This window comes from Streptomyces sp. NPDC007945, from assembly GCF_042958885.1.
GTDB lineage: Bacteria > Actinomycetota > Actinomycetes > Streptomycetales > Streptomycetaceae > Streptomyces.
Genome location: NZ_JBIBJV010000001.1, coordinates 796,821 through 817,265, shown reverse-complemented (window position 1 = coordinate 817,265; position 20,445 = coordinate 796,821). Strand labels below are relative to the sequence as shown.

Below are 20,445 nucleotides of genomic sequence, written 5' to 3'. Positions count from 1 at the left end.
GAGAGATCCGCGTGTACGCCATCGTGCGCAGCGGTGGTCGCCAGCACAAGGTTGCTGTCGGCGACATCGTTGAGGTTGACAAGATTTCCACCGCCAAGCCCGGCGACACGGTCGAGCTCTCGACCCTGCTCGTCGTCGACGGCGACGCCGTGACCAGCGACCCGTGGGTCCTGGCGGGCATCAAGGTCCAGGCCGAGGTCGTGGACCACACCAAGGGCGCCAAGATCGACATCCTGCGCTACAAGAACAAGACCGGCTACCGCCGTCGCCAGGGTCACCGTCAGCAGTACACGGCGATCAAGGTCACGTCCATCCCGACGGCCGCGAAGTAAAGAGGGACTGAGCAATGGCACACAAGAAGGGCGCATCGTCCACCCGGAACGGTCGCGACTCCAACGCCCAGCGGCTCGGCGTGAAGCGCTTCGGCGGTCAGGTCGTCAACGCCGGTGAGATCCTGGTCCGCCAGCGCGGCACCCACTTCCACCCGGGCTCGGGTGTCGGTCGCGGTGGCGACGACACGCTGTTCGCCCTGCAGGCCGGTTCGGTGCAGTTCGGCACCTTCCGTGGCCGCAAGGTCGTGAACATCGTCCCGGTCGCCTGATCGGACGCTTTGCGGAGGCGGACCTCACTTCCCGGCAGGGAAGCGGGTCCGCCTTTCGCGTGTTACTAGATAGACAATCCCGTACATAGCTTTCTGGAGGCACAGAACCATGACCACCTTCGTGGACCGCGTCGAGCTGCACGTCGCCGCGGGTAACGGGGGCCACGGCTGCGCCTCCGTCCATCGCGAGAAGTTCAAGCCGCTCGGTGGCCCCGACGGCGGCAACGGCGGTCGCGGCGGAGACGTCATCCTGGTCGTCGACCAGTCCGTCACCACGCTGCTCGAGTACCACCACTCGCCGCACCGCAAGGCCACCAACGGCAAGCCCGGCGAGGGCGGCAACCGCGCGGGCAAGGACGGCCAGGACCTCGTCCTGTACGTGCCCGACGGCACCGTCGTCCTCGACAAGAAGGGGAACGTCCTCGCGGACCTCGTCGGCCACGGCACGACGTACGTCGCCGCGCAGGGCGGCCGCGGCGGCCTCGGCAACGCGGCGCTGTCCTCGGCGCGCCGCAAGGCCCCCGGCTTCGCGCTGCTCGGCGAGCCCGGCGACCTCGACGACATCGTCCTGGAGCTGAAGACCGTCGCCGACGTGGCGCTCGTCGGCTACCCCAGCGCCGGCAAGTCCTCGCTGATCTCCGTCCTCTCGGCCGCCAAGCCGAAGATCGCGGACTACCCCTTCACGACGCTGGTCCCGAACCTCGGCGTGGTGACGGCCGGCTCGACCGTCTACACCATCGCCGACGTCCCCGGCCTCATCCCCGGCGCCAGCCAGGGCCGCGGCCTCGGCCTGGAGTTCCTGCGCCACGTCGAGCGCTGCTCGGTCCTCGTCCACGTCCTCGACACGGCGACGCTGGAGTCCGACCGCGACCCGGTCAGCGACCTCGACACCATCGAGGAGGAGCTGAAGCAGTACGGCGGCCTCGACGACCGTCCGCGCCTCGTCGTCCTCAACAAGATCGACATCCCGGACGGCCAGGACCTCGCGGACATGATCCGCCCGGACCTGGAGGAGCGTGGCTACCGCGTCTTCGAGGTCTCCGCGGTCGCCCGCACCGGCCTGAAGGAGCTGTCCTTCGCCCTCGCCGAGATCGTCGCGCAGGCCCGCGCCGCGAAGCCGGTGGAGGAGGCGACCCGCATCGTCATCCGCCCGAAGGCGGTCGACGACGCCGGCTTCACCGTCACCTACGACGAGGCCGAGGACGTCTACCGCGTGCGCGGCGAGAAGCCCGAACGCTGGGTCCGCCAGACCGACTTCAACAACGACGAGGCCGTCGGCTACCTCGCCGACCGCCTCAACCGCCTCGGCGTCGAGGAGGCGCTGATGAAGGCGGGTGCCCGCGCCGGCGACGGCGTCGCCATCGGCTCCGAGGAGAACGCGGTCGTCTTCGACTGGGAGCCCACCCTCATGGCCGGTGCCGAGATGCTCGGCCGCCGAGGCGAGGACCACCGCTTGGACTCCCCCCGCCCGGCCGCCCAGCGCCGCCGCGACCGGCAGGCGGAGCACGACGACTCGGACCGCGAGTACGACGAGTTCGACCCCTTCTAGGACAGACGCGAGAACCCCCGCTCGGCTCGGCCGGGCGGGGGTTCTCGCGTGTGTGCGGTCAGCCGGCGCGGATGTCGCGGAGGCGGGTGATGTGGGGGAGGCCGTCGAGGCCCAGGGTGACGGAGACCGGGGTGCCGGGGGCGGCGCCGACGGTGAGGGTCGCCGGGGTGCCGACCGTGAGCGAGCGGGTGCCGGTCCCCACCTGCGAGGTGCGGCCGCCGCTGGTGATGTCGTACACCAGCCCCTCCCGCGCGCCCGAGGGGACGGCCAGGACCCCGCCGCCCGAGGCGGCCGTGCGGCCGTCGACGAGGCTGACCCGGCCGAAGCCGCCCATCCTCGGCTTGGCCACGGTCGACCACCGCCTGGCCCGCCCCGCGGGCAGCCGCTCGATGACGACCTCGTCGCTGGCGACGCTCCGGTAGCCGAGGAGCACCGAGCCGTCCGGGGCGGTGATCGCGTCGGGGACGTCACCGGGCTGGTGGGCCAGGCGCCGGGTGCCCTTGAGCAGATCGCCGGAGGGGGTGCGCTGGCTCCAGTGCTCGACCCAGGTGGCGGAGGTGGCGAAGAGGTGGACGAGCCCGCGCCCGTCGACCGTCGCCGTCAGCCCCTCCTGGACGCGCCCGGTGGGCAGCGCCGTCCAGGGGGTCCACGTGCCGTCCTTCCGCAGCACCCGGGTGCTGACGCCCTTGGCGCCGTTCCTGGCGAAGAGGTGGACCCGTCCGTCGGAACCGAGCACCGCCGTCGGGGGCCCGGTCAGCCGGGTCCGCCACGGCCTGCTCTCGGGGGAGCCGAGGCGTACCCAGGAGCTTTCGAACTCGCCCCCGGCCCGCCGCTGCCGCAGCATCACTATCTCGCGCAGGTTCTTCCCCGCGGTCCCCTCCAGGGAGGAGAAGCGCAGGGCGAAGATCAGGTCCCTGCCGTCGGGCAGCCGCACCACGGATATGGAGGGGGCGAGCGGACCGCCGCCGAGGTCCTCCGGCGGGCTCTGCCGGCCGGAGACGTCCCCGGTCCAGCGCGCGAGCCGGGTGCCGAGGACGCCGTACACGGTCAGCGCGCCGTCGGTCCCGGCGACCGCCTTGGGACCGGCGTTCGGGTAGCGGCGGTGGGTGGAGCGCGCCCAGCCCTTCATGGACTTGAGGACCGAGTCCTGCCCGAAGGCGTAGTCGCCGCAGCCGGACGCGTTCCCGCACTGCCAGGAGGGCTCGCCGCCGTACGCGTTGAGGTAAAGGGCCTTCAGGGCGACCGTCGACGCCGGCAGGTTCTTCGGCCAGCGCTGGTTGTAGTACCCGCGGAACGCCTCCGTCTGGAAGACGGGCGCCAGCGTGCCGCGCCCGGTCCGCGAGCCCCACTCGGCCAGCGCGCGCCAGGCGAACAGCGCGGCGGCGGTGTGGTCGGGGTGGTCGGAGAAGCCGTGCTGGTCGCTGCCGCGCGGGTGCCGCTCGTCGTGGACCTGGGTGTCCGGGTCCGGGTCGAGGGTGCGGACCAGGGTGGGCTTGCGCCGGGAGAGCAGGAAGACGAGCGTCTCCACGAGGTCCTTGCGGGTGTACGTGTACGACTGCCGCACCGGCGACTCCGGCGCCGACTGGGTGGGAAGCGTCACGCCCGGGGTGCTCCACAGCCGGGTCAGGTTGACGGTCCTCGTGCCGTTCTTGGCGTGCATCCGCAGGTTCAGGAAGATCAGTTCGGCCGTCCGGCCGCCGTACTCGAGCCGGTTGACCTCGGCGGTGCGGCCGCCCGGCAGGGCGAGGACGGAGCGCTGCCACGGAGTGAAGAGCTGGGCGCCGAGCATCAGCGCGTAGGCCTGGCGCAGTCCCTGCTGACGGGACGATATGTACGCGGGTATGTTCGGCTCCGGGTCGGGCCGGCCCGGGATCGTGTTCACCCCGAACGAGCCGCCGTCCGTGATGTACACGGACGTCACGGGTATGCCCGCGGTGATGTTCTGGACGACGTCGGGGTTCATGAAGAACAGGTCGTCGTCGGGGTGCGCCACGATCTGCACCACGGCGGGCGCGCCGGCCGTGGCGAACCCGTCCCGCGCGTCCGTGGCGGCGAGTCGGCTGACCGTCGTGCGGCCGGCGGCCCGGCCGTCGGCCTGGGCCGGGATGTGCACGGGGGACGCCTTCGTCTCCCCGCAGCCGCTGACGACTCCTGCCACCGTGGCGGCGGCGGTCGAGGCCAGCAGCGTGCGCCGAGACAGCGCGGCGTCGGCGAACGAACTCCAGCGTCCCATTTCTCCCCGTTGCTTCCTATGTGTTCGACTAGCAAGGATCCCTTGAGAGAGAGGGGGAAAACGCCATCCAGGGTTCATCCGGGGACGTGATTGCGGTCACGTGCCGCTCGCCGAGGCGTGACTTGCCAAGGCTTCTGCCCCCTTGACACTATGTGGCGCTGACTGTCAGTCCAGAGTGGAAGCGCGGGATTCGTCGTGAGTGACTCACTGCTGCCCTATGCGGTGGGTGCCGCCAACCGAGCCCGCCGGGTCGCCGTCCGGATGCGCCGCAGGGTCGAGCGCCTGCAGACCGCCCCCGCCTTCGCGAGCGGCCTCCGGCCCCGCCCCGCCCTGAAGGCCGTCCACTTCTCCGTCCTCGGCGGACGCACCCTGAACGTCGCCCTCCTCGCCCCTCCGGCCGTCGACGTCACCGCCGCCCACCTGGAGTTCGCGCGGGGCGGACGCCACCTGAGGCTCGACCTCGCCGTGGAGCCGCAGAGCGACGGCACCCGCCTCCTCACCGCCACCACCGCCCTGCGGTACACGGACCGGAGCGACCTCCCCGACACCCCCGCCGAGCACGGCCCCGGCCGCGCCGGCCTCGCCCTCTTCGGCGGCCTCTGGCGCATCGGCGTGGTGCTCACCGGTGCCGACGGCCGGGAGGTGCGCGCCGGTGTCGGCGCCGTGGCGCTCCCCGCCGCGGACGGCCCGACCGCCCCCGTCTCGCCCTCGCCCGACAGCGGCGCCCACTTCCGGATCATGCGCTCCGTCGACGGCTTCGCCGTCCTGAAGGTCCGTGCCCCCGTGCACCAGGCGGAGCTCGACCGGTTCGACCTCCGCTGGGACCGCATCGTGGTCCACGGCAGGATCATCGCCCGCCAGGGCCCGACCTCCGCCTACACGGCCCAGGCCGTCCGGCGCGGCGGCGGTACGGTGGTCGAGGCCCCCCTGGAGTGGGACGGCGACTCGTTCACCTTCGACGTGCCGCTGGCCGAGATGGTGGCGGGCGGCCGCTCGTACCGCTGGGACATGCAGCTCGCGCACGGGCGCACCGGCCTCAAGATCGGCCGCAGGCTCACGGACGTGAGGCGGCGCCATCAGGTGATCCGCACCACGTTCAGGATCATCGCCCTGGAAGACGGCACGCTCCTCCGAGCGCATGCCTACATCACGTCGGCCGGAGCGCTCGCCGTTTCCTGCGTCGCGTTCGAAGGCGCCCCCGACGGCGCAGAGGAAGTCGCATGAAGATCACCATCCTGCTCACCTGGGGCGATGCGATGGGCGGCACCGAGATGGCTGCCTACACCCAGGCCGCCCAGCTGATGCCGCGCCACGAGGTCGAGATCCTCAGCGTCTTCAAGACCGCCGAGGAGCCCTTCCTGCCGGAGGCGAAGGCCCTGCCCATCCGCTACCTCGTGGACCGCACGGGCCGCGCCCCGCGCCCGGTCCGCGAGACCTCCCTCACCCCGGAGGAGTGCGCGGCCCTCGCCAAGCTGCCCAGCGAGCTCATCGAGGCCTCCTGGGAGCCCACCTTCGACCGGCTCTCCGACATCGAGATGACGGCCGCCCTGTCGGGCCTCGACACCGACGTCCTGGTGACGACCACGCCGGCCCTCATGGCCGCGGCCGTGAAGCTCGTCCCCTCCTCGGTGGCCACCGTCCACCAAGAGCACCGCGTCTCCCAGCTGCGCGGCGCCACCGGCGAACCGCTGCTGACGCACGCCCCGCGGCTCGACGCCCTCGTCTCGCTCACCGAGCTCACCACCGACTGGTTCGCCGAGTCCCTGGGTGCCTCCGCGCCCCGCCTCGCCACCATCCCGAACGCGATGCCCGACGGCTACCGGCCGCGCTCCGACCTCGGCAGCAAGACCATCGTCGTGGCCGGCCGCATGGTGCCGGAGAAGCAGCTCGACCACGCGGTCCAGGCCTTCGCCGAGCTCTCCGACGAGTTCCCGGACTGGCGGCTGCGCCTCTTCGGCGACGGCCCCCAGCTGGTCAACCTGCGCCGTCTCGTCGAGAGCCTCGGCATGCACGACCGGATCGAGCTCGTCGGCCGCAGCCAGCAGATGGCCGAGGAGTGGGCGAAGGCCGCGATCTGCCTGATGCCCTCCCGCGTCGAGTCCTTCGGCCTGGTCATGCTGGAGGCCTTCACGGCCGGCGTCCCCGTCGTCGCGTACGACGCCCTGACCGGCCCGTCGCAGATCGTCCGCCACGAGGTGGACGGCCTGCTCGTCCCCGCCGACGACGTCGCCTCGCTGGGCGCGGCGCTGGCCCGGCTCATGGGCGACGACGAGCTGCGCGCCGCCTACGGCGCCGCCGCCCGCGAGGGAGCCCGCGAGCGCTTCGCGCCCGAGGTCATCACCGCCCAGTGGGACGAGCTGTTCACTGCGCTCCGCGCCGAGCCCGAGCCGGTCCGCGCCGCGGCCCGCGCCGACCGGACGGCCCGCCGCGTCGCCGCCGGAGGGAGCAAGAGCTTCGCCGTCGCCGCGCCGATCAGCAAGCTCGCGCCCTCCGCCGACGAGCAGAAGGCGCGGGAGGTCATCCTCCAGGCCCAGGACCGCAAGAACCTGGTGCGCTCCGCCGGCCGCCTCGCCGAGGTCCGGGACGACATCCCGGCCTGGCGCATCGGGCAGATCAACCTGGAGATCACCGCCGAGGCCCTCGAACGCCACGACGTCCCCTACGTCCTGCTGCACGACCCGTCCACCGTCAGCCACCGCCTCGCCGTCGACATCACCGACCGCGAGCGGGCGCTGCGCGCCCTCGGCACCGAACTGCACGGCAAGCCCGTGTACGCCGAGCTCGTCGCGCCGAGGACGGCCGCGCCCGGCGCCCGTCTCGCGGAGACGCTGGCGTCCGCCCCCGAGGCCGCGGCCGTACGGGTCTTCAAGCCGATCGTCAGCGACAGCCGCATCCTGCGGTACGGACCGGTCTACGGCTGCAGCGTCGAGTTCTGGCCCCAGGAGGAGGTGGAGCCGCACTGGTTCACCGCCCCCCGCGGCACCACCCTGGTCGGCCCGCGCCTGCCCTCGCTCGACGGCACCGCCCGGATCGCCGTCGGCGACCGCGAGTACCCGACCCTCGAAGTCCTGACCAAGCGCCTGATGTGGGACGTCGACTTCCCGATCGACGCCGTCTACACCTGGGTCGACGACACGGACCCGGCCTGGCGCGCGAAGCGCGACGCCGCCCGGCAGGCCGCCGGACTCGCCACCGACGACGCCCAGTCCGGTGACGTCCGCTTCCGCAACCGCGACGAGCTGCGCTACTCGCTGCGCTCGCTCGCCACCCACGCTCCCTGGATCCGCAAGGTCTTCCTGGTGACGGACGACCAGGTGCCGTCGTGGCTGAACACCGAGCACCCGGACATCCAGGTGGTCAGCCACCGCGAGATCTTCGCCGACCCGTCCTGGCTGCCGACCTTCAACTCGCACGCGATCGAGTCGCAGCTGCACCGCATCGAGGGGCTCTCCGAGCACTTCCTCTACGTCAACGACGACGTCTTCTTCGCGCGCCCGCTGGCTCCGAGCAAGTTCTTCCAGTCGAACGGCAACTCGCTCTTCTTCCGCTCGCCGACGGCCGTCCCGCCGGGCGAGGTCACCGAGGAGACCGAGGGCTACTTCGTCGCCGCCAAGAACAACCAGGCCCTCCTGGAAGAGGAGTTCGGCCGGGTCGCCACGCACGGCTTCCTCCACACGCCGCACCCGCTGCGCCGCAGCGTCCTGGAGGCGATCGCCGAGCGCTGGCCCGAGCAGACCTCCCTCACGGCGGCCACGCCGTTCCGCGGCCGGACCGACCTGTCGATCACCTCGTCGCTCCACCACCACTTCGCCTACCTGACGGCGAAGGGCGCGCCGGGCGGCATCTCCGCCGCGTACATCAACATCGGCGACTACAAGCACCACGTGGCGCTCAGCCGGCTCCTCGCCGCCCGCCACCGGGACGTCATCTGCATCGGCGAGTCCGCCGAGGCCGAGGTCCCGCTGGACGAGCGGGACCGCGTGCTGCGGGCGTTCCTGGAGGCGTACTTCCCGGTCCGCTCCCCGTACGAGCGCGACTGACGCCCACGGGGCCACGGGCTCGCGGGCCGCGGGCTTGCGGGCCCTGGGGCTCGCGGGCGTCGGGCTTGCGGGCGTCGACCCATGAGAGAGGGGCGCCCGGACCTTCCGGTCCGGGCGCCCCTCTCTCGCGCTGTCGTGCTCCTGCCGTCGTGCTCGTGCCGCCGGGCTACTTCTCGTACGGGCTCGGGACCGGGAAGTACGCCTCCAGGAAGGGGGTGATCAGGTCCTTCTGCTCGCCCACCTCCTGCTCCGTGGACACCGTGTCGTTGACGCAGAAGACCGTCTTGTCCCGGGCGGCGAGGAGCCGGCCGAGCCGGGTCTCGGTCCACGGGTGGGTCAGGTCCAGGTAGGAGTACGGCAGTTGGGAGGGAACCGCGCGGCCGGTGTGGAAGGCGTAGTAGTGGTGCAGCGAGGACGCGATGGAGATGTCGTCGATGCTGCGGAACCGGCTCGCCTCCGTGTGGCGGTACTCGGCGGCGAACTCCGTCTCGATCTCCGTCAGCACGGTCCGGCTCAGCGCATGCGGCATGTGCTTCATCTTCTGGACGAGCACCGCGCCGTACCGCTCCTGGATCAGGCGGCGGTTGTTCTTGCCGGCGGCGGCCACCGGCGGGTCGTCGACGGTCCGCTCACCCAGCGGCACGAGGGCGGGCGAGGGGAAGAACTTGGTGATGCCGTTGGCGTGGAAGAAGTCGCCGGGCGTCACCTCGTTCCCGAGCATCACGTCGTCGTTGAAGTAGAGGAAGTGCTCCGAGAGCCCCTCGATGTGGTGCAGCTGCGACTCGATCGCGTGGGAGTTGAAGGTCGGCAGCAGATCGGGGGAGCGGAAGACGTCCTTGTGGGACACGACCTCGATGCCCGGCCGGTCGGTGTCCAGCCACTCCGGGACCTGGTCGGCGGTCACCAGGTAGATGTTCCGCACCCAGGGGGCGTACAGGTGGAGGGAGCGCAGCGAGTAGCGGAGCTCGTCGCGGCTCAGGTAACGGGCGGCGTTCGCCGCCTCCGCGTGGTAGCCCTCGCCGGAGAACGCGGCGCGCTGCCGCAGCCAGGCCGGATCCGCGCCGTCCACCCAGGTGTAGACGACGTCGATCGGGAAGGTGACCTCGTCGGTCGGGACGACGGCCGTCTCCGCGCGGGCGGGGACGACCGGGGCGCCCTCGGTCGCCCGGGGCGCGAGGCTGGTGAAGTACGGCTCCGGGACCGGGACGATCTCCCCGGACGGCGGCAGCACCGAGGCGATCCGGCCGGCGCGGGGCGCGGTCAGCTCGCCCTCCTCCAGCGTCCAGAACTCGACGTCGCAGCCGTAGGTGTCGCCGAGCGTCAGCTGGTGCGTCGGGTCCGTGTGGTACCAGGTGAGGCGCAGGACGGGGGAGCTGCCCAGCCGCTGCCAGGTCGCCGGCTCGAAGCCGGGCTCGGAACCGCGGGTGGTCGGGCCGGCGGCGCCGAGCGGCGCCACATAGCCGGGCAGCGTCCTGCAGGCCTCGGCCAGGGCGGCGAGGACGGTGGCGCGGTCCTCGGCGCGGACGGCCACGGCGGAGGCGGTGTCCGACTGGCCGCGGACGGCGAAGTGCTCGACGCCGGCGGCGGCGAGGGCCGCGAGGACGGTCTCCAGATTGGCCCGGCGGGCGCGGAGCGGGGTGATGCCGTCGGTGACGAGCGCCACCTTCGGCTCCTTGCCCACCGTGATCACGGCGCGGTCCGCGCCGGTGGTGTACGCCCCGTAACGCTTGGCGAGACGGTCGCCGCGCCGCCGCTCGGCGGCGGCGGTGCCACTGGCGAGGCGCATCTTCACCTTGCGGCGCATGTCGGCGTCGACCTGCGAAACGATGGCCCGCCTCACGCGTTCCGGTACGGCTCGGCGGTAGACCCCAAGCAGCCTGGGTGCCTCGGGATTTCGCACTGCGGTCGACTCCTTGAACGGGACCGGACGGAAGGATGAACTCATCCAGTATGACGCGTGGCCCGGGGCCCCTCCGGAGCGGTGGGACCCGGTCGCCCGGCTCAGTCGGTACGGTGGGTGCCGGTGCGTGGGCACCGCGCGGCGGGCAGGGCCGGCCGCGGCGGACAGTGACGGACAGCGACAGCGACAGCGGCGGACAAGGGGCGTGGCGGGGCATGACCTTTCTGATCACCGGCGGTGCCGGTTACATCGGTGCGCACGTGGTCCGGGCGCTGACGGCGGCGGGCGAGCGGGTCGTGGTCCTGGACGACCTCTCCACGGGGTACGCGCACCGGCTTCCCGAGGACGTGCCGCTGGTGGTCGGTTCCGTCCTGGACCGCGAGCTGCTGGACCGGATGTTGGCCGAGCACCGCGTCACGGGCGTCGTGCACCTCGCCGGGAAGAAGCAGGTCGGCGAGTCCGTCGAGCTGCCGCTGCACTACTACCGCGAGAACGTCTTCGGGCTCACCGTCCTCCTGGAGGCGGTCGCCGCCGCGGGCGTGCGCAGCTTCCTCTTCTCCTCCTCCGCCTCCGTGTACGGCATGCCGGACGTCGACCTCGTCACCGAGGAGACCCCCTGCCTGCCGATCAACCCGTACGGCGAGACCAAGCTCGCCGGCGAGTGGCTGGTCCGCGCCACCGGCAAGGCGCACGGCATCGCCACCGCCTGCCTGCGGTACTTCAACGTGGCGGGCGCGGCCGCCCCGGAGCTCGCCGACACCGGCGTCTTCAACCTGGTGCCGATGGTCTTCGAGCGGCTCGACGCCGGTGAGGCGCCCCGGATCTTCGGCGACGACTACGGCACCCCGGACGGCACCTGCGTCCGCGACTACATCCACGTCGAGGACGTCGCGGACGCCCACCTGGCGGCCGCCCGCAAGCTCGCCGAGTGGGCCGACGCCGGTGAGCCCCGCGACCTCACCGTCAACCTCGGCCGCGGCGAGGGCGTCTCCGTGACCGAGATGGTCGCGCTGATCAACGAGATCACCGGACACGCCACCGAGCCCGTCGTCACCCCGCGCCGCCCCGGCGACCCGGCCCGCGTCGTCGCCTCCGCCGGCCGCATCGCCGCCGAGCTGGGCTGGAAGGCGCGGCACGACGTCCGCGACATGATCGAATCGGCCTGGGCCGGCTGGACCGCCCGCCGCGGCGCCGCCGTGTAGGACACGCTGCGGCGTCGCTGTCTAGGACAGGCCGCGGCGCCGCTGTTCAGGACCCCGCCGGGGGAGGGGCCCACCCCGGGAGCGGCCCCACCCCGGGAGCGGTCCTCCCGGGGCCCTTCCGGAGCGGCTCCCTCGCCCGAGGGGGCCGTTCGTCGTGCGGGCGTCGCCCGGCGGGCACGCCCCGTTCATCTCACGGCGATCTGATGGGCCCCATGCGAGACCAGCTCGGCCAGATCATCCGCTTCGGCGTGGTGGGCGGGATCAACACCGGCACCTTCTTCGGCTGCTACCTGCTGCTCCACCCCTGGATGCCGTACTTCGCCGCGTACACCCTCGCCTTCCTGCTCAGCATGGTGGGCTCCTTCTTCCTCAACACGTACTTCACCTACCGCACCCGTCCCACCTGGAAGAAGTTCGCCCTCTTCCCCCTCACCAACGTCACCAACTACGTGGTGCAGAGCGCCGGCCTGTATGCGCTCGTCACCTGGGCCGGAATGGACGACAGGATCGCGCCACTCGTGGCCGCCGTCGTCGCCATCCCCTTCACGTACGTGATCTCCCGCCGCATCCTCGTCAGCCGGACCCCCGGTCCGGAGGCACGCGACCCGGCCGGCTCCCGTTCGGAGGGACACGGCCCGGACGGCTCCCGTTCGGAGGGACACGGCCCGGACGGCTCCGGTCCGGAGGACGAAACGGAGGAGCGGCAGCCGTCCCGGCTCGCGTAGATTGCCCCTCGCGACCGTGCCGGAGCGCACGGCGCCAGGACAGCGAGTGAGGACGGCGCAGGTGGCGACGGATATGGCGGCGGGGCAGCAGGACGTGAACCGACAGGACGTGACCCCGCAGAGCCCGAACCCGCAGTCCACCGATCCGCGGTCTCCGGACCCGCGGAGTTCGGCCGCCCAGTCGCCGGCCTCGGCGTCTTCGGCCGCGCAGTCTTCGGCCTCCTCGTCTCAGGCCACGCAGGTCGCCGGTCAGGAGGCCGTGTCGTCCGTCGTGCGTCCCTTCGTCACCGAGGCGCGCCGGATCGTCGTCAAGGTCGGCTCCTCCTCCCTCACCACCGCCGCGGGCGGCCTCGACGCGGACCGGGTCGACGCCCTCGTCGACGTCCTCGCCAAGGTCCGCAGCGGCGGCGAGAAGGAGATCGTCCTGGTCTCCTCCGGTGCCATCGCGGCGGGCCTCGCCCCGCTCGGCCTCACCCGCCGGCCCAAGGACCTGGCGCGCCAGCAGGCCGCCGCCAGCGTCGGCCAGGGCCTCCTCGTCGCCCGGTACACCGCCTCCTTCGCGCGCTACGGCGTCCGCGTCGGCCAGGTGCTGCTCACCACCGACGACACCAGCCGCCGCGCGCACTACCGCAACGCCTACCGCACCCTCGACCAGCTCCTCGCCATGGGCGCGCTGCCGGTCGTCAACGAGAACGACACCGTCGCCACCGACGAGATCCGCTTCGGCGACAACGACCGGCTCGCCGCCCTCGTCGCCCACCTCGTCCGCGCCGACCTCCTCGTCCTCCTCTCCGACGTCGACGGCCTCTACGACGGCGACCCGGCCAAGCCCGGCACCTCCCGGATCGCCGAGGTGGCGGGCCCGCAGGACATCGCGCACGTCGAGATCGGCTCCGCGGGCAAGGCGGGCGTCGGCACCGGCGGCATGGTCACCAAGGTGGAGGCCGCCCGGATCGCCGCCGCCGCCGGCATCCCCGTCGTCCTCACCTCCGCCAGCCGCGCCGCCGACGCCCTCGCCGGCCGCGACACCGGCACCTGCTTCCGGCGGACCGGCCGCCGCTCCGCCGACCGGCTCCTCTGGCTCGCCCACGCCTCCACCCCGCAGGGCTCCCTCGGGCTCGACGACGGAGCCGTCCGGGCCGTCGTCGAGGGCAAGAAGTCGCTGCTCGCCGCGGGCATCGCGACCGTCGAGGGCGACTTCGTCGCCGGAGACCCGGTCGAGCTCCGCGACGGCGCCGGCCAGCCCGTCGCCCGCGGCCTCGTCAACTTCGACGCCAAGGAGCTCCCCCGGATGCTGGGCCGTTCCACGCACGAACTCGCCAGGGAGCTCGGCCCCGAGTACGAGCGCGAGGTCGTCCACCGCGACGACCTCGTCGTCCTGGGCTGAGGCCGGTCCCTCACGGGGTCGCCGCCGGGCTCCACCAGGCCCGGCCCTGGCCGGAACCGGACCCGGCACCGCACCGGAACCGGACGGCACCCGGACGGGATCCCGCCAGGACCGAACGGACATCCGGCCGGAAACGGGTCCGGAAGCCCTTGCGAAGGCGCCGCCGAAACGGCTGAAACTCCTGCCATCCGGAAGGGACCTTTACCAAAACCGCCCCATGCGGCGGCTCGGGCTGGTCAACTTTGTCTCGGGGGCAACGAACAACGCGGGGTACAGCACCACACGCATCACACAGGAGGCCGCCGGTGAGACGAGCGCGCCCAGGGGCCATGCCCCGCGGGACGGCCGAACGCGCCCTGACGAGTGTCGAGGCCGGAGCCGACTTCGACGCGGCACGGGACAGGGCCACGGAGGGCAGGAGCACAGCAGCCGGGACGGACACGGGCGACGGCGGCGCGGGAGAGCGCCCGCTGTCGAAGCTGTGGCACGTCACGCTGAGCGTGTCCGGTGTCGAGGCACCGCTGCAGGAGGTGCGGCGCGGGCTCGAACAGCTCGCCCACGACCACCCCTTCCTGCTGACCAGCCGGTACGCCAACGACCACGCCGAGATCCGGTACTGGGAGGAGGCCCGCGACCTGCACGACGCGGCCGCCGTCGCCCTCCGGCTCTGGGGCGAGCACCGGCAGACCGCGAAGCTCCCGCCCTGGGAGATCGTCGGTCTGGAGGTCATCGACCGGGAGACGTACCACCAGCGGATCGCGGAGGGCTACGGCCCGCCGCCCGCCGCCCCGGTCGGAGTCCACCCCTACTGACCCTTCCGGGGCCCGGGTCCTGACGGGCCGGGCCCCCGTGGTCCGTACGGTGGCACGGGCGCGTCTCGCACTGCGGGATGCGCCCGTCGTACGTACGGGGTCGGCCCGCCCGTACCAGTACCCTGCGGGCATGACCTCGCTCACGCCCCTCGACGACCTGACCCCGGTCACCCGGGCCGCCCACCAGGCCCGCGGCGCCGCCGCACAGATCGCGCCACTGCCGCGCGCGGCCAAGGACGCCGCCCTCCTCGCCATCGCGGACGCCCTCGAGGCCCGCACCGCGGAGATCGTCGAGGCCAACGCCGAGGACGTCGCCAAGGCCCGCGAGGCCGGCACCAGCGAGTCGATCGTCGACCGGCTCACCCTCACCCCCGAGCGGATCCGCGCCATCGCCGCCGACGTCCGCCACGTCGCCGCCCTGCCCGACCCGGTCGGCGAGGTCGTCCGCGGCTCCACCCTCCCCAACGGCCTCGACCTCCGCCAGGTCCGCGTCCCCCTCGGGGTCGTCGGCATCATCTACGAGGCCCGCCCCAACGTCACGGTCGACGCCGCCGCCCTCTGCCTCAAGGCGGGCAACGCGGTCCTGCTCCGCGGCTCCTCCTCCGCGTACGCCTCCAACACCGCCCTCGTCGCCGTCCTCCGCGACGCCGTCGACGGCGCCGGACTGCCCGCCGACGCGGTCCAGCTCGTCCCCGGCGAGTCCCGCGACTCCGTCCGCGAGCTGATGCGCGCCCGCGGCCTCGTCGACGTCCTCATCCCACGCGGCGGCGCCTCCCTCATCCGCACGGTCGTCGAGGAGTCCACCGTCCCGGTCATCGAGACCGGGACCGGCAACTGCCACGTCTACGTCGACGCCGAGGCCGACCTCGACATGGCCGTCGACATTTTGATCAACTCCAAGGCCCACCGGGTCAGCGTCTGCAACGCCGCCGAGACCCTCCTCGTCCACCAGGACGTCGCCGCCGCCTTCCTGCCCCGCGCCCTCGACGCGCTGGCCGAGGCCGGCGTCACCGTCCACGCCGACGAGCGGGTCCTCGCCCACGCCGAGGGCACCAAGGCCACCGTCGTCCCGGCCACCCCCGAGGACTGGGAGACCGAGTACCTCTCCCACGACATCGCCGCCGCCGTCGTCGACTCCCTCGACAAGGCCGTCGACCACATCCGCACCTGGACCTCCGGCCACACCGAGGCCATCGTCACCACCTCGCAGCCCGCCGCCCGCCGCTTCACCCAGCTGGTCGACTCCACCACGGTCGCCGTGAACGCCTCCACCCGCTTCACGGACGGCGGACAGTTCGGCTTCGGCGCCGAGATCGGCATCTCCACGCAGAAGCTCCACGCCCGCGGCCCCATGGGCCTCCCGGAGCTCACCTCCACCAAGTACATCGTGACCGGCGACGGTCACATCCGGTAACACCACCCCGCATCCCCCCTTTCGGCCTTTCCGCACGGGCGGGGAGACTTCCCACTCTCCCTGCCCAAAACCACATCCCCGGTCTAATCTGAATCCGTGCCGGACGACGTGGGGGGCAGGCCGTCCCCGAACGGCTGGGAGCCCGACGGCGAGCGCGGAGGCGCCGCCGAGGGCCACTGGGACGTGGTCCTGGACGAGGAGTTCGTCCGGGCCGCCACCGTCCACGAGCCGACGGCCGTCGAACGCCTCCTCGCCGCCGCCCAGGCCCGCGCCGAAGCCGAATCCGCCCGTGCGCGCGCCCTGCGGGCCGCCGGCGACGACGACCTCTACGACGACGGCCGCGACCCCGTCGGCCCCACCTACGAACCCGACGACATCGGCGACGACGCCAGCCCCTACGGCCGCCACGGCGGCGCCCTGCGCCCCTACCGGGGCAGCGCCCGCTGGCACCGGCCCGTCGCCTGGCTCCTCGCCCTCCTCATGGGCATCGGCATGGTCGCCCTCGCCTTCTCCGCCGTCTACCGCGGCGCGGCCGCCAACCGGCAGGACCAGGTCCCCCCGGCCTCCACCGGCGTCGACGCGCCCAACCCGGCCCCGCCCGCCGCCTCGCCGGCCGCCGCGCCCCCGGTCCCCGTGCTCACCGGCATCCCGGCCACGGCCGCCGCCCCGCCGGCCTCCGGCAGCCCGGCCGGCACCGGGCGAACACCCCCCTCGGCCTCCGTCGCACCCGGCACACCCTGACCCCACCACCCGGACGGCCGCACCCCCCGCCGGGACCGTCACCCCGACGGCGGAAAACTTGCGAACTTGTCGTGTACCTGGGCGTTTACCGAAGCCCCCGCCGACCTACCCTGAAGGTATGGCAGGGCGTGGCGACCCGCCTGAGGGGATTCCCGAGGGACTCCCCGGCGGTGACGACGAGTACCGAGCCGTCGTCTTCGACGAGGCGTTCGTCCGGGCTGCCCAGCTCCAGGAGTACTCCGCCCAGGAACGGATGGGCGAGCACGCGCTCGCCGTCCGCAGCCGCCCCGGCCCCGCCGACCGCCGCGCCGGCTCCGGCCAGGCCCTCCTGCTGGTCCTGCTGATCCTCCTCGCCTTCGGCACGGCCGTCTATCTCGGCCTGCGCAACCCCTACCAGCCCCCGCTCGACCAGCGCGCCGAACCGCTGCGCACCATCGTCGTCCCCCTCGCCCCTCAGGGCCCCGTCCCCGGCGGAGACCCGGCCCGGCTCCTCGCCCGCAGCCCCGCCGCCGAGTACCGCTCCGGCGCCGCCGGCATCAACCTCCCCGTCGCCGCCCGCACCACCCACTTCTCCGAGGGCCAGGTCGTCACCGCCCTCAGCATCGCCAAGGACTACCTCGTCGCCTCCTCCCTGGAACCCGACGTCCTCACCGGCCGGACCGTCCGCCCCGCCCGCCTGCTGCTCGATCCCGACCAGCTCGCCCAGTTCGACCGAAGCGTCGAATCACCCGCCGACGACGGCCGGCACGCCCTCGCCGCCTGGGTGGTCCGCTTCGATCCCCGTCAGGTCTCCGTCGCCGAGCCCGCGCCCCGCGTCCAGGGCACCCTTCGCTTCGCGGAGAACACCACCGACACCCTGGACGTCATCGCCGACCACACCTTCACCTACGCCCTGCGGCCCGCCGTCCAGGGCCCGGGCGAGCCCGCCGAGGCCTCCCTCTTCACGGTCCACCGCACCCTGCACCTCCGCTTCGACCGCGAGGACCTGCGCATGCACCGCGCCGAACTGCTGACCAGTACCGTCGAGGCCGGACCGCAGGCCTGCGGCGAGGACACCGGCGGCGACCTGAGGCCGCTCCTGGCCGGCGCCGAGGCCCCGGCGGCGTCCCGCCCGGCCCTCACCGACCCCTACGCCGCGGACCGACCGGCCGCCCCTGCCCTCTGCGGAGCCCTCGCCCCGGCCGCCCAGCCCCGGCCCTGATGACCGACCCCTGACGACCGGGCCTCGACGACCGGGCCTCTGACGACTGGGTTTATGACGACCAGGCCTATGAAGGCGCCTCTGACGACCGGGCCTATGACGGCCGAGCCTCTGACACCCCGGCCCCTGGCGACCGGGTCTGGGGATCGGGCCCGACGACCCTGCCCCGTCGCCCGGCGCGCCGCCTACTCCCCGGCCCCCTCGCCCGGCCCCCCACCGGCGTCCTTGCCGGAGTCCCCGTCGGTCCGCCCGCCGGAGTCCTTCGGGGCGCCGCCGCCGAACACCGTCCGCAGCCGTCCGCCCAGGTCGCCCGCGAGGTCGCCGGCCCCGCCGGCTATGTCGCCGACGAGCTTGATCAGCGGATCCTTGCTGTCCTTGACCGTCTGCGCGTAGTGCCCCGCCGACTCCCGGAAGGAGTCCGTGACCGAGGTGTCCTTGTCCTCCGAACGCCTCGGGTAGTGGCCGTCCATCAGCCGCTGGTAGTCCCGGCTCTCCGACCACCTCTTCAGCTCCGCCGCCCGCACCGTGGTGAAGGGGTGCGAGCGCGGCAGCACATTGAGGATCTTCAGGACCGAGTCCCGCAGGTCACCGGCCTTCTCGTACTCGTCCGCCTGGGCGAGGAAGGCGTCCACGTTCATCTCGTGCAGATGGTTGCCGCCCGCGATCTTCATCAGACCCCGCATCGAGGCCCGCGGGTCCTGTCCCACCAGAAGGCCCGCCCGGTCGGCCGACAGCTCCGACTTGCGGAACCACTCGCGCAGCGCGGTCACGAGCGCCATCACCGCCACGTTCCCCAGCGGGATCCAGGCCACCTTCAGCGCCACGTTCGTCAGGAAGAGCAGCACCGTCCGGTAGACCGCGTGGCCCGACAGGGCGTGTCCGACCTCGTGGCCGACCACCGCCCGCATCTCCTCCTCGTCGAGCAGCTCGACGAGGCCCGTCGTCAGCACGATCACCGGCTCGTCCAGGCCCACGCACATCGCGTTCGGCACCGGGTCCTGCGTCACGTACATCGGGGGGACCTTGTCCAGGTCCAGGATGTAACAGGCGTCCCGCAGCATGTCGTTGAGGTGCGAGAACTGCGCGTCGCTCACCCGGACGGAGTCCGAGAGGTAGAGCAGTCTGAGGCTGCGCTCGGGCAGCAGCCCGCTCAGCGTCTTGAACACCGTGTCGAAACCGCTCAGCTTGCGCAGCGCCACCAGCGCCGAACGGTCCGCCGGATGCTCGTAGGCCCGCGAGGAGATGCCGGGGAACCGCTTGCGCTGCCTGCTCGGCACGCTTCCGTGCGGCTTCCCGTCGTGGTTCCGGTCGTGGTTCTCGGTCATGAACGCCCCCTGTCCATCCGTACGAGTCGGTGCTCGTCCCCCTGACACGACCCACCCTAGGCGAGGGCGCTACCGTGGGCGGAGAGCCTGTGGACAACTCGGGCCCTGTGGACAACGAGGGAGCACGACCCGCATGCCCGACATCGCCGAGGCCACCGCCGCCCTCACCGGGATCGCCGCCGCGGCGCAGCAGGGCGCGGGCGACACGCTCCGCGTCGTGCTGCTGGTCTCGATGGTCGGCGGCGCCCTCCTCGCCTGGTTCCTGCTCCGCGGATACGGGCGCGGCCGCGCCGACGATGACCCCTCCGAGCGGTCCGGGGACACCTCCGCCCGAGGGGCGTCCGGGGACGCCGGGGACGCCAACGCCTGAGTCGGCGTGAGCGGGCCGCGACCGCCCGCATACGATGTGCGCGAAGTCTCCGCTCCCACCCCCGATCGGATAGGTCCCGCCGAAGATGAGCCTCCACAGCACCGCCGCCAACCTCGTCACGCTTGCCTCCGAGGGCGCCGAGCACGGTGGCAACCACGACAGCCTCAACCCGTACCTCACGGGCGGTGGCGCCTTCCTCGCGCTGATGCTGCTGCTCTGGATCACCACCCGCTTCAACCGCGACCGCTGAGCCGGACGCCGACCGGGAGGCCGCCGAGTCGGCGTCCGCCGCCGTGCCAGTAGGCTCTGCACGCATGGGAGAGCAGGAAGTGCCTACTGGCGGCAGCGGCAAGCGCCGTCTCGGCGTGATGGGCGGGACGTTCGACCCGATCCACCACGGACACCTGGTGGCGGCCAGCGAGGTCGCCGCCCTGTTCCACCTGGACGAGGTGGTGTTCGTACCGACCGGCGAACCGTGGCAGAAGAGCCACAAGGCCGTGTCGCCCGCCGAGGACCGGTACCTGATGACGGTCATCGCCACCGCGTCCAACCCGCAGTTCTCGGTCAGCCGCATCGACATCGACCGCGGCGGCGCCACCTACACCATCGACACCCTGCGTGAGCTGCACTCGCTCAACGCCGACTCCGACCTCTTCTTCATCACCGGGGCCGACGCGCTCTCGCAGATCCTCACCTGGCGCGACGCGGACGAGTTCTTCTCCCTCGCCCACTTCATCGGCGTCACCCGACCGGGTCACGACCTCACCGACGACGGACTGCCCAAGGGCGGAGTCTCCCTCGTCGAGATCCCCGCCCTCGCCATCTCGTCCACCGATTGCCGCGCGCGGGTGGCCGCGGGCGACCCCGTCTGGTATCTCGTCCCGGACGGCGTGGTGCGCTACATCGACAAGCGCCAGCTGTACCGCGGCGAGTGAGTCCCGGGGA

18 protein-coding genes are annotated in these 20,445 nt (G+C 72.8%); 15 read left to right on the top strand and 3 right to left on the bottom strand.

The window, feature by feature from the left end:
• Positions 1 to 11 precede the first annotated feature (11 nt).
• The 3 genes from rplU to obgE all read left to right on the top strand — a co-directional run bounded on the left by rplU (position 12) and on the right by obgE (position 2,150).
• Entirely contained in the window at positions 12 to 332 is a 321-nt protein-coding gene (gene rplU / locus ACFZCF_RS03810; RefSeq protein WP_030494089.1) for a 50S ribosomal protein L21, read from the top strand.
• Between the two features lie 14 nt (positions 333 to 346).
• Positions 347 to 601 (top strand): 50S ribosomal protein L27, encoded by a 255-nt coding sequence (rpmA, locus tag ACFZCF_RS03805; RefSeq protein ID WP_030494090.1) that lies wholly within the window; start codon positions 347 to 349, stop codon positions 599 to 601.
• A 109-nt stretch (positions 602 to 710) separates the two neighbouring features.
• Complete coding sequence (gene obgE / locus ACFZCF_RS03800; protein ID WP_388440877.1) at positions 711 to 2,150, top strand: GTPase ObgE; 1,440 nt, start codon at positions 711 to 713, stop codon at positions 2,148 to 2,150.
• 58 nt (positions 2,151 to 2,208) lie between these two features.
• On the opposite strand, the gene ACFZCF_RS03795 is transcribed toward obgE, so the two are convergent.
• Positions 2,209 to 4,383: a PIG-L family deacetylase gene (locus tag ACFZCF_RS03795; protein ID WP_388440874.1), complete on the bottom strand. Its 2,175-nt coding sequence runs from the start codon at positions 4,381 to 4,383 to the stop codon at positions 2,209 to 2,211.
• Positions 4,384 to 4,578: 195 nt separating this feature from the next.
• Between ACFZCF_RS03795 and ACFZCF_RS03790 the strand changes: the two genes are divergently transcribed.
• Together ACFZCF_RS03790 and ACFZCF_RS03785 are read left to right on the top strand one after the other, a co-directional pair.
• Positions 4,579 to 5,607: a hypothetical protein gene (locus ACFZCF_RS03790; RefSeq protein ID WP_388440870.1), complete on the top strand. Its 1,029-nt coding sequence runs from the start codon at positions 4,579 to 4,581 to the stop codon at positions 5,605 to 5,607.
• Entirely contained in the window at positions 5,604 to 8,423 is a 2,820-nt protein-coding gene (locus ACFZCF_RS03785; RefSeq protein ID WP_388440867.1) for a stealth conserved region 3 domain-containing protein, read from the top strand. The genes ACFZCF_RS03790 and ACFZCF_RS03785 overlap by 4 nt, the downstream gene beginning before the upstream one ends.
• A gap of 166 nt (positions 8,424 to 8,589) precedes the next feature.
• On the opposite strand, the gene ACFZCF_RS03780 is transcribed toward ACFZCF_RS03785, so the two are convergent.
• Entirely contained in the window at positions 8,590 to 10,323 is a 1,734-nt protein-coding gene (locus tag ACFZCF_RS03780) for a stealth family protein (RefSeq protein WP_388440864.1), read from the bottom strand.
• A 215-nt stretch (positions 10,324 to 10,538) separates the two neighbouring features.
• Here ACFZCF_RS03780 and galE point away from each other — a divergent pair, with 215 nt between their 5' ends.
• The 7 genes from galE (at position 10,539) to ACFZCF_RS03745 (ending at position 17,805) form a co-directional block, all read left to right on the top strand.
• A complete protein-coding gene (galE, locus tag ACFZCF_RS03775; protein ID WP_391284397.1) occupies positions 10,539 to 11,525 on the top strand; it encodes a UDP-glucose 4-epimerase GalE in 987 nt (328 codons plus the stop codon).
• A 212-nt stretch (positions 11,526 to 11,737) separates the two neighbouring features.
• Positions 11,738 to 12,250, top strand: a complete 513-nt coding sequence (locus ACFZCF_RS03770) for a GtrA family protein (RefSeq protein ID WP_388440858.1) — start codon at positions 11,738 to 11,740, stop codon at positions 12,248 to 12,250.
• 259 nt (positions 12,251 to 12,509) lie between these two features.
• Positions 12,510 to 13,637, top strand: a complete 1,128-nt coding sequence (gene proB / locus ACFZCF_RS03765) for a glutamate 5-kinase (RefSeq protein ID WP_391284394.1) — start codon at positions 12,510 to 12,512, stop codon at positions 13,635 to 13,637.
• Between the two features lie 305 nt (positions 13,638 to 13,942).
• The gene (locus ACFZCF_RS03760) at positions 13,943 to 14,449 is read left to right on the top strand and encodes a hypothetical protein (protein WP_382949988.1); all 507 of its coding nucleotides are present in this window, start codon (positions 13,943 to 13,945) and stop codon (positions 14,447 to 14,449) included.
• A 130-nt stretch (positions 14,450 to 14,579) separates the two neighbouring features.
• Positions 14,580 to 15,863, top strand: coding sequence for a glutamate-5-semialdehyde dehydrogenase (locus tag ACFZCF_RS03755; protein ID WP_391284391.1), 1,284 nt, complete (start codon positions 14,580 to 14,582; stop codon positions 15,861 to 15,863).
• 96 nt (positions 15,864 to 15,959) lie between these two features.
• Positions 15,960 to 16,604 (top strand): hypothetical protein, encoded by a 645-nt coding sequence (locus ACFZCF_RS03750; protein ID WP_391284389.1) that lies wholly within the window; start codon positions 15,960 to 15,962, stop codon positions 16,602 to 16,604.
• 118 nt (positions 16,605 to 16,722) lie between these two features.
• The gene (locus ACFZCF_RS03745; RefSeq protein WP_391284387.1) at positions 16,723 to 17,805 is read left to right on the top strand and encodes a hypothetical protein; all 1,083 of its coding nucleotides are present in this window, start codon (positions 16,723 to 16,725) and stop codon (positions 17,803 to 17,805) included.
• Positions 17,806 to 17,990: 185 nt separating this feature from the next.
• Here ACFZCF_RS03745 and ACFZCF_RS03740 read toward each other — a convergent pair whose 3' ends face one another.
• Entirely contained in the window at positions 17,991 to 19,130 is a 1,140-nt protein-coding gene (locus ACFZCF_RS03740; RefSeq protein WP_391284384.1) for a M48 family metalloprotease, read from the bottom strand.
• Positions 19,131 to 19,263: 133 nt separating this feature from the next.
• Here ACFZCF_RS03740 and ACFZCF_RS03735 point away from each other — a divergent pair, with 133 nt between their 5' ends.
• The 3 genes from ACFZCF_RS03735 to nadD all read left to right on the top strand — a co-directional run bounded on the left by ACFZCF_RS03735 (position 19,264) and on the right by nadD (position 20,435).
• Entirely contained in the window at positions 19,264 to 19,500 is a 237-nt protein-coding gene (locus tag ACFZCF_RS03735; RefSeq protein ID WP_391284799.1) for a hypothetical protein, read from the top strand.
• A gap of 85 nt (positions 19,501 to 19,585) precedes the next feature.
• Positions 19,586 to 19,750, top strand: a complete 165-nt coding sequence (locus ACFZCF_RS03730; RefSeq protein WP_043221514.1) for a hypothetical protein — start codon at positions 19,586 to 19,588, stop codon at positions 19,748 to 19,750.
• Between the two features lie 64 nt (positions 19,751 to 19,814).
• The gene (nadD, locus tag ACFZCF_RS03725; protein ID WP_189946731.1) at positions 19,815 to 20,435 is read left to right on the top strand and encodes a nicotinate-nucleotide adenylyltransferase; all 621 of its coding nucleotides are present in this window, start codon (positions 19,815 to 19,817) and stop codon (positions 20,433 to 20,435) included.
• Positions 20,436 to 20,445: the final 10 nt, after the last annotated feature.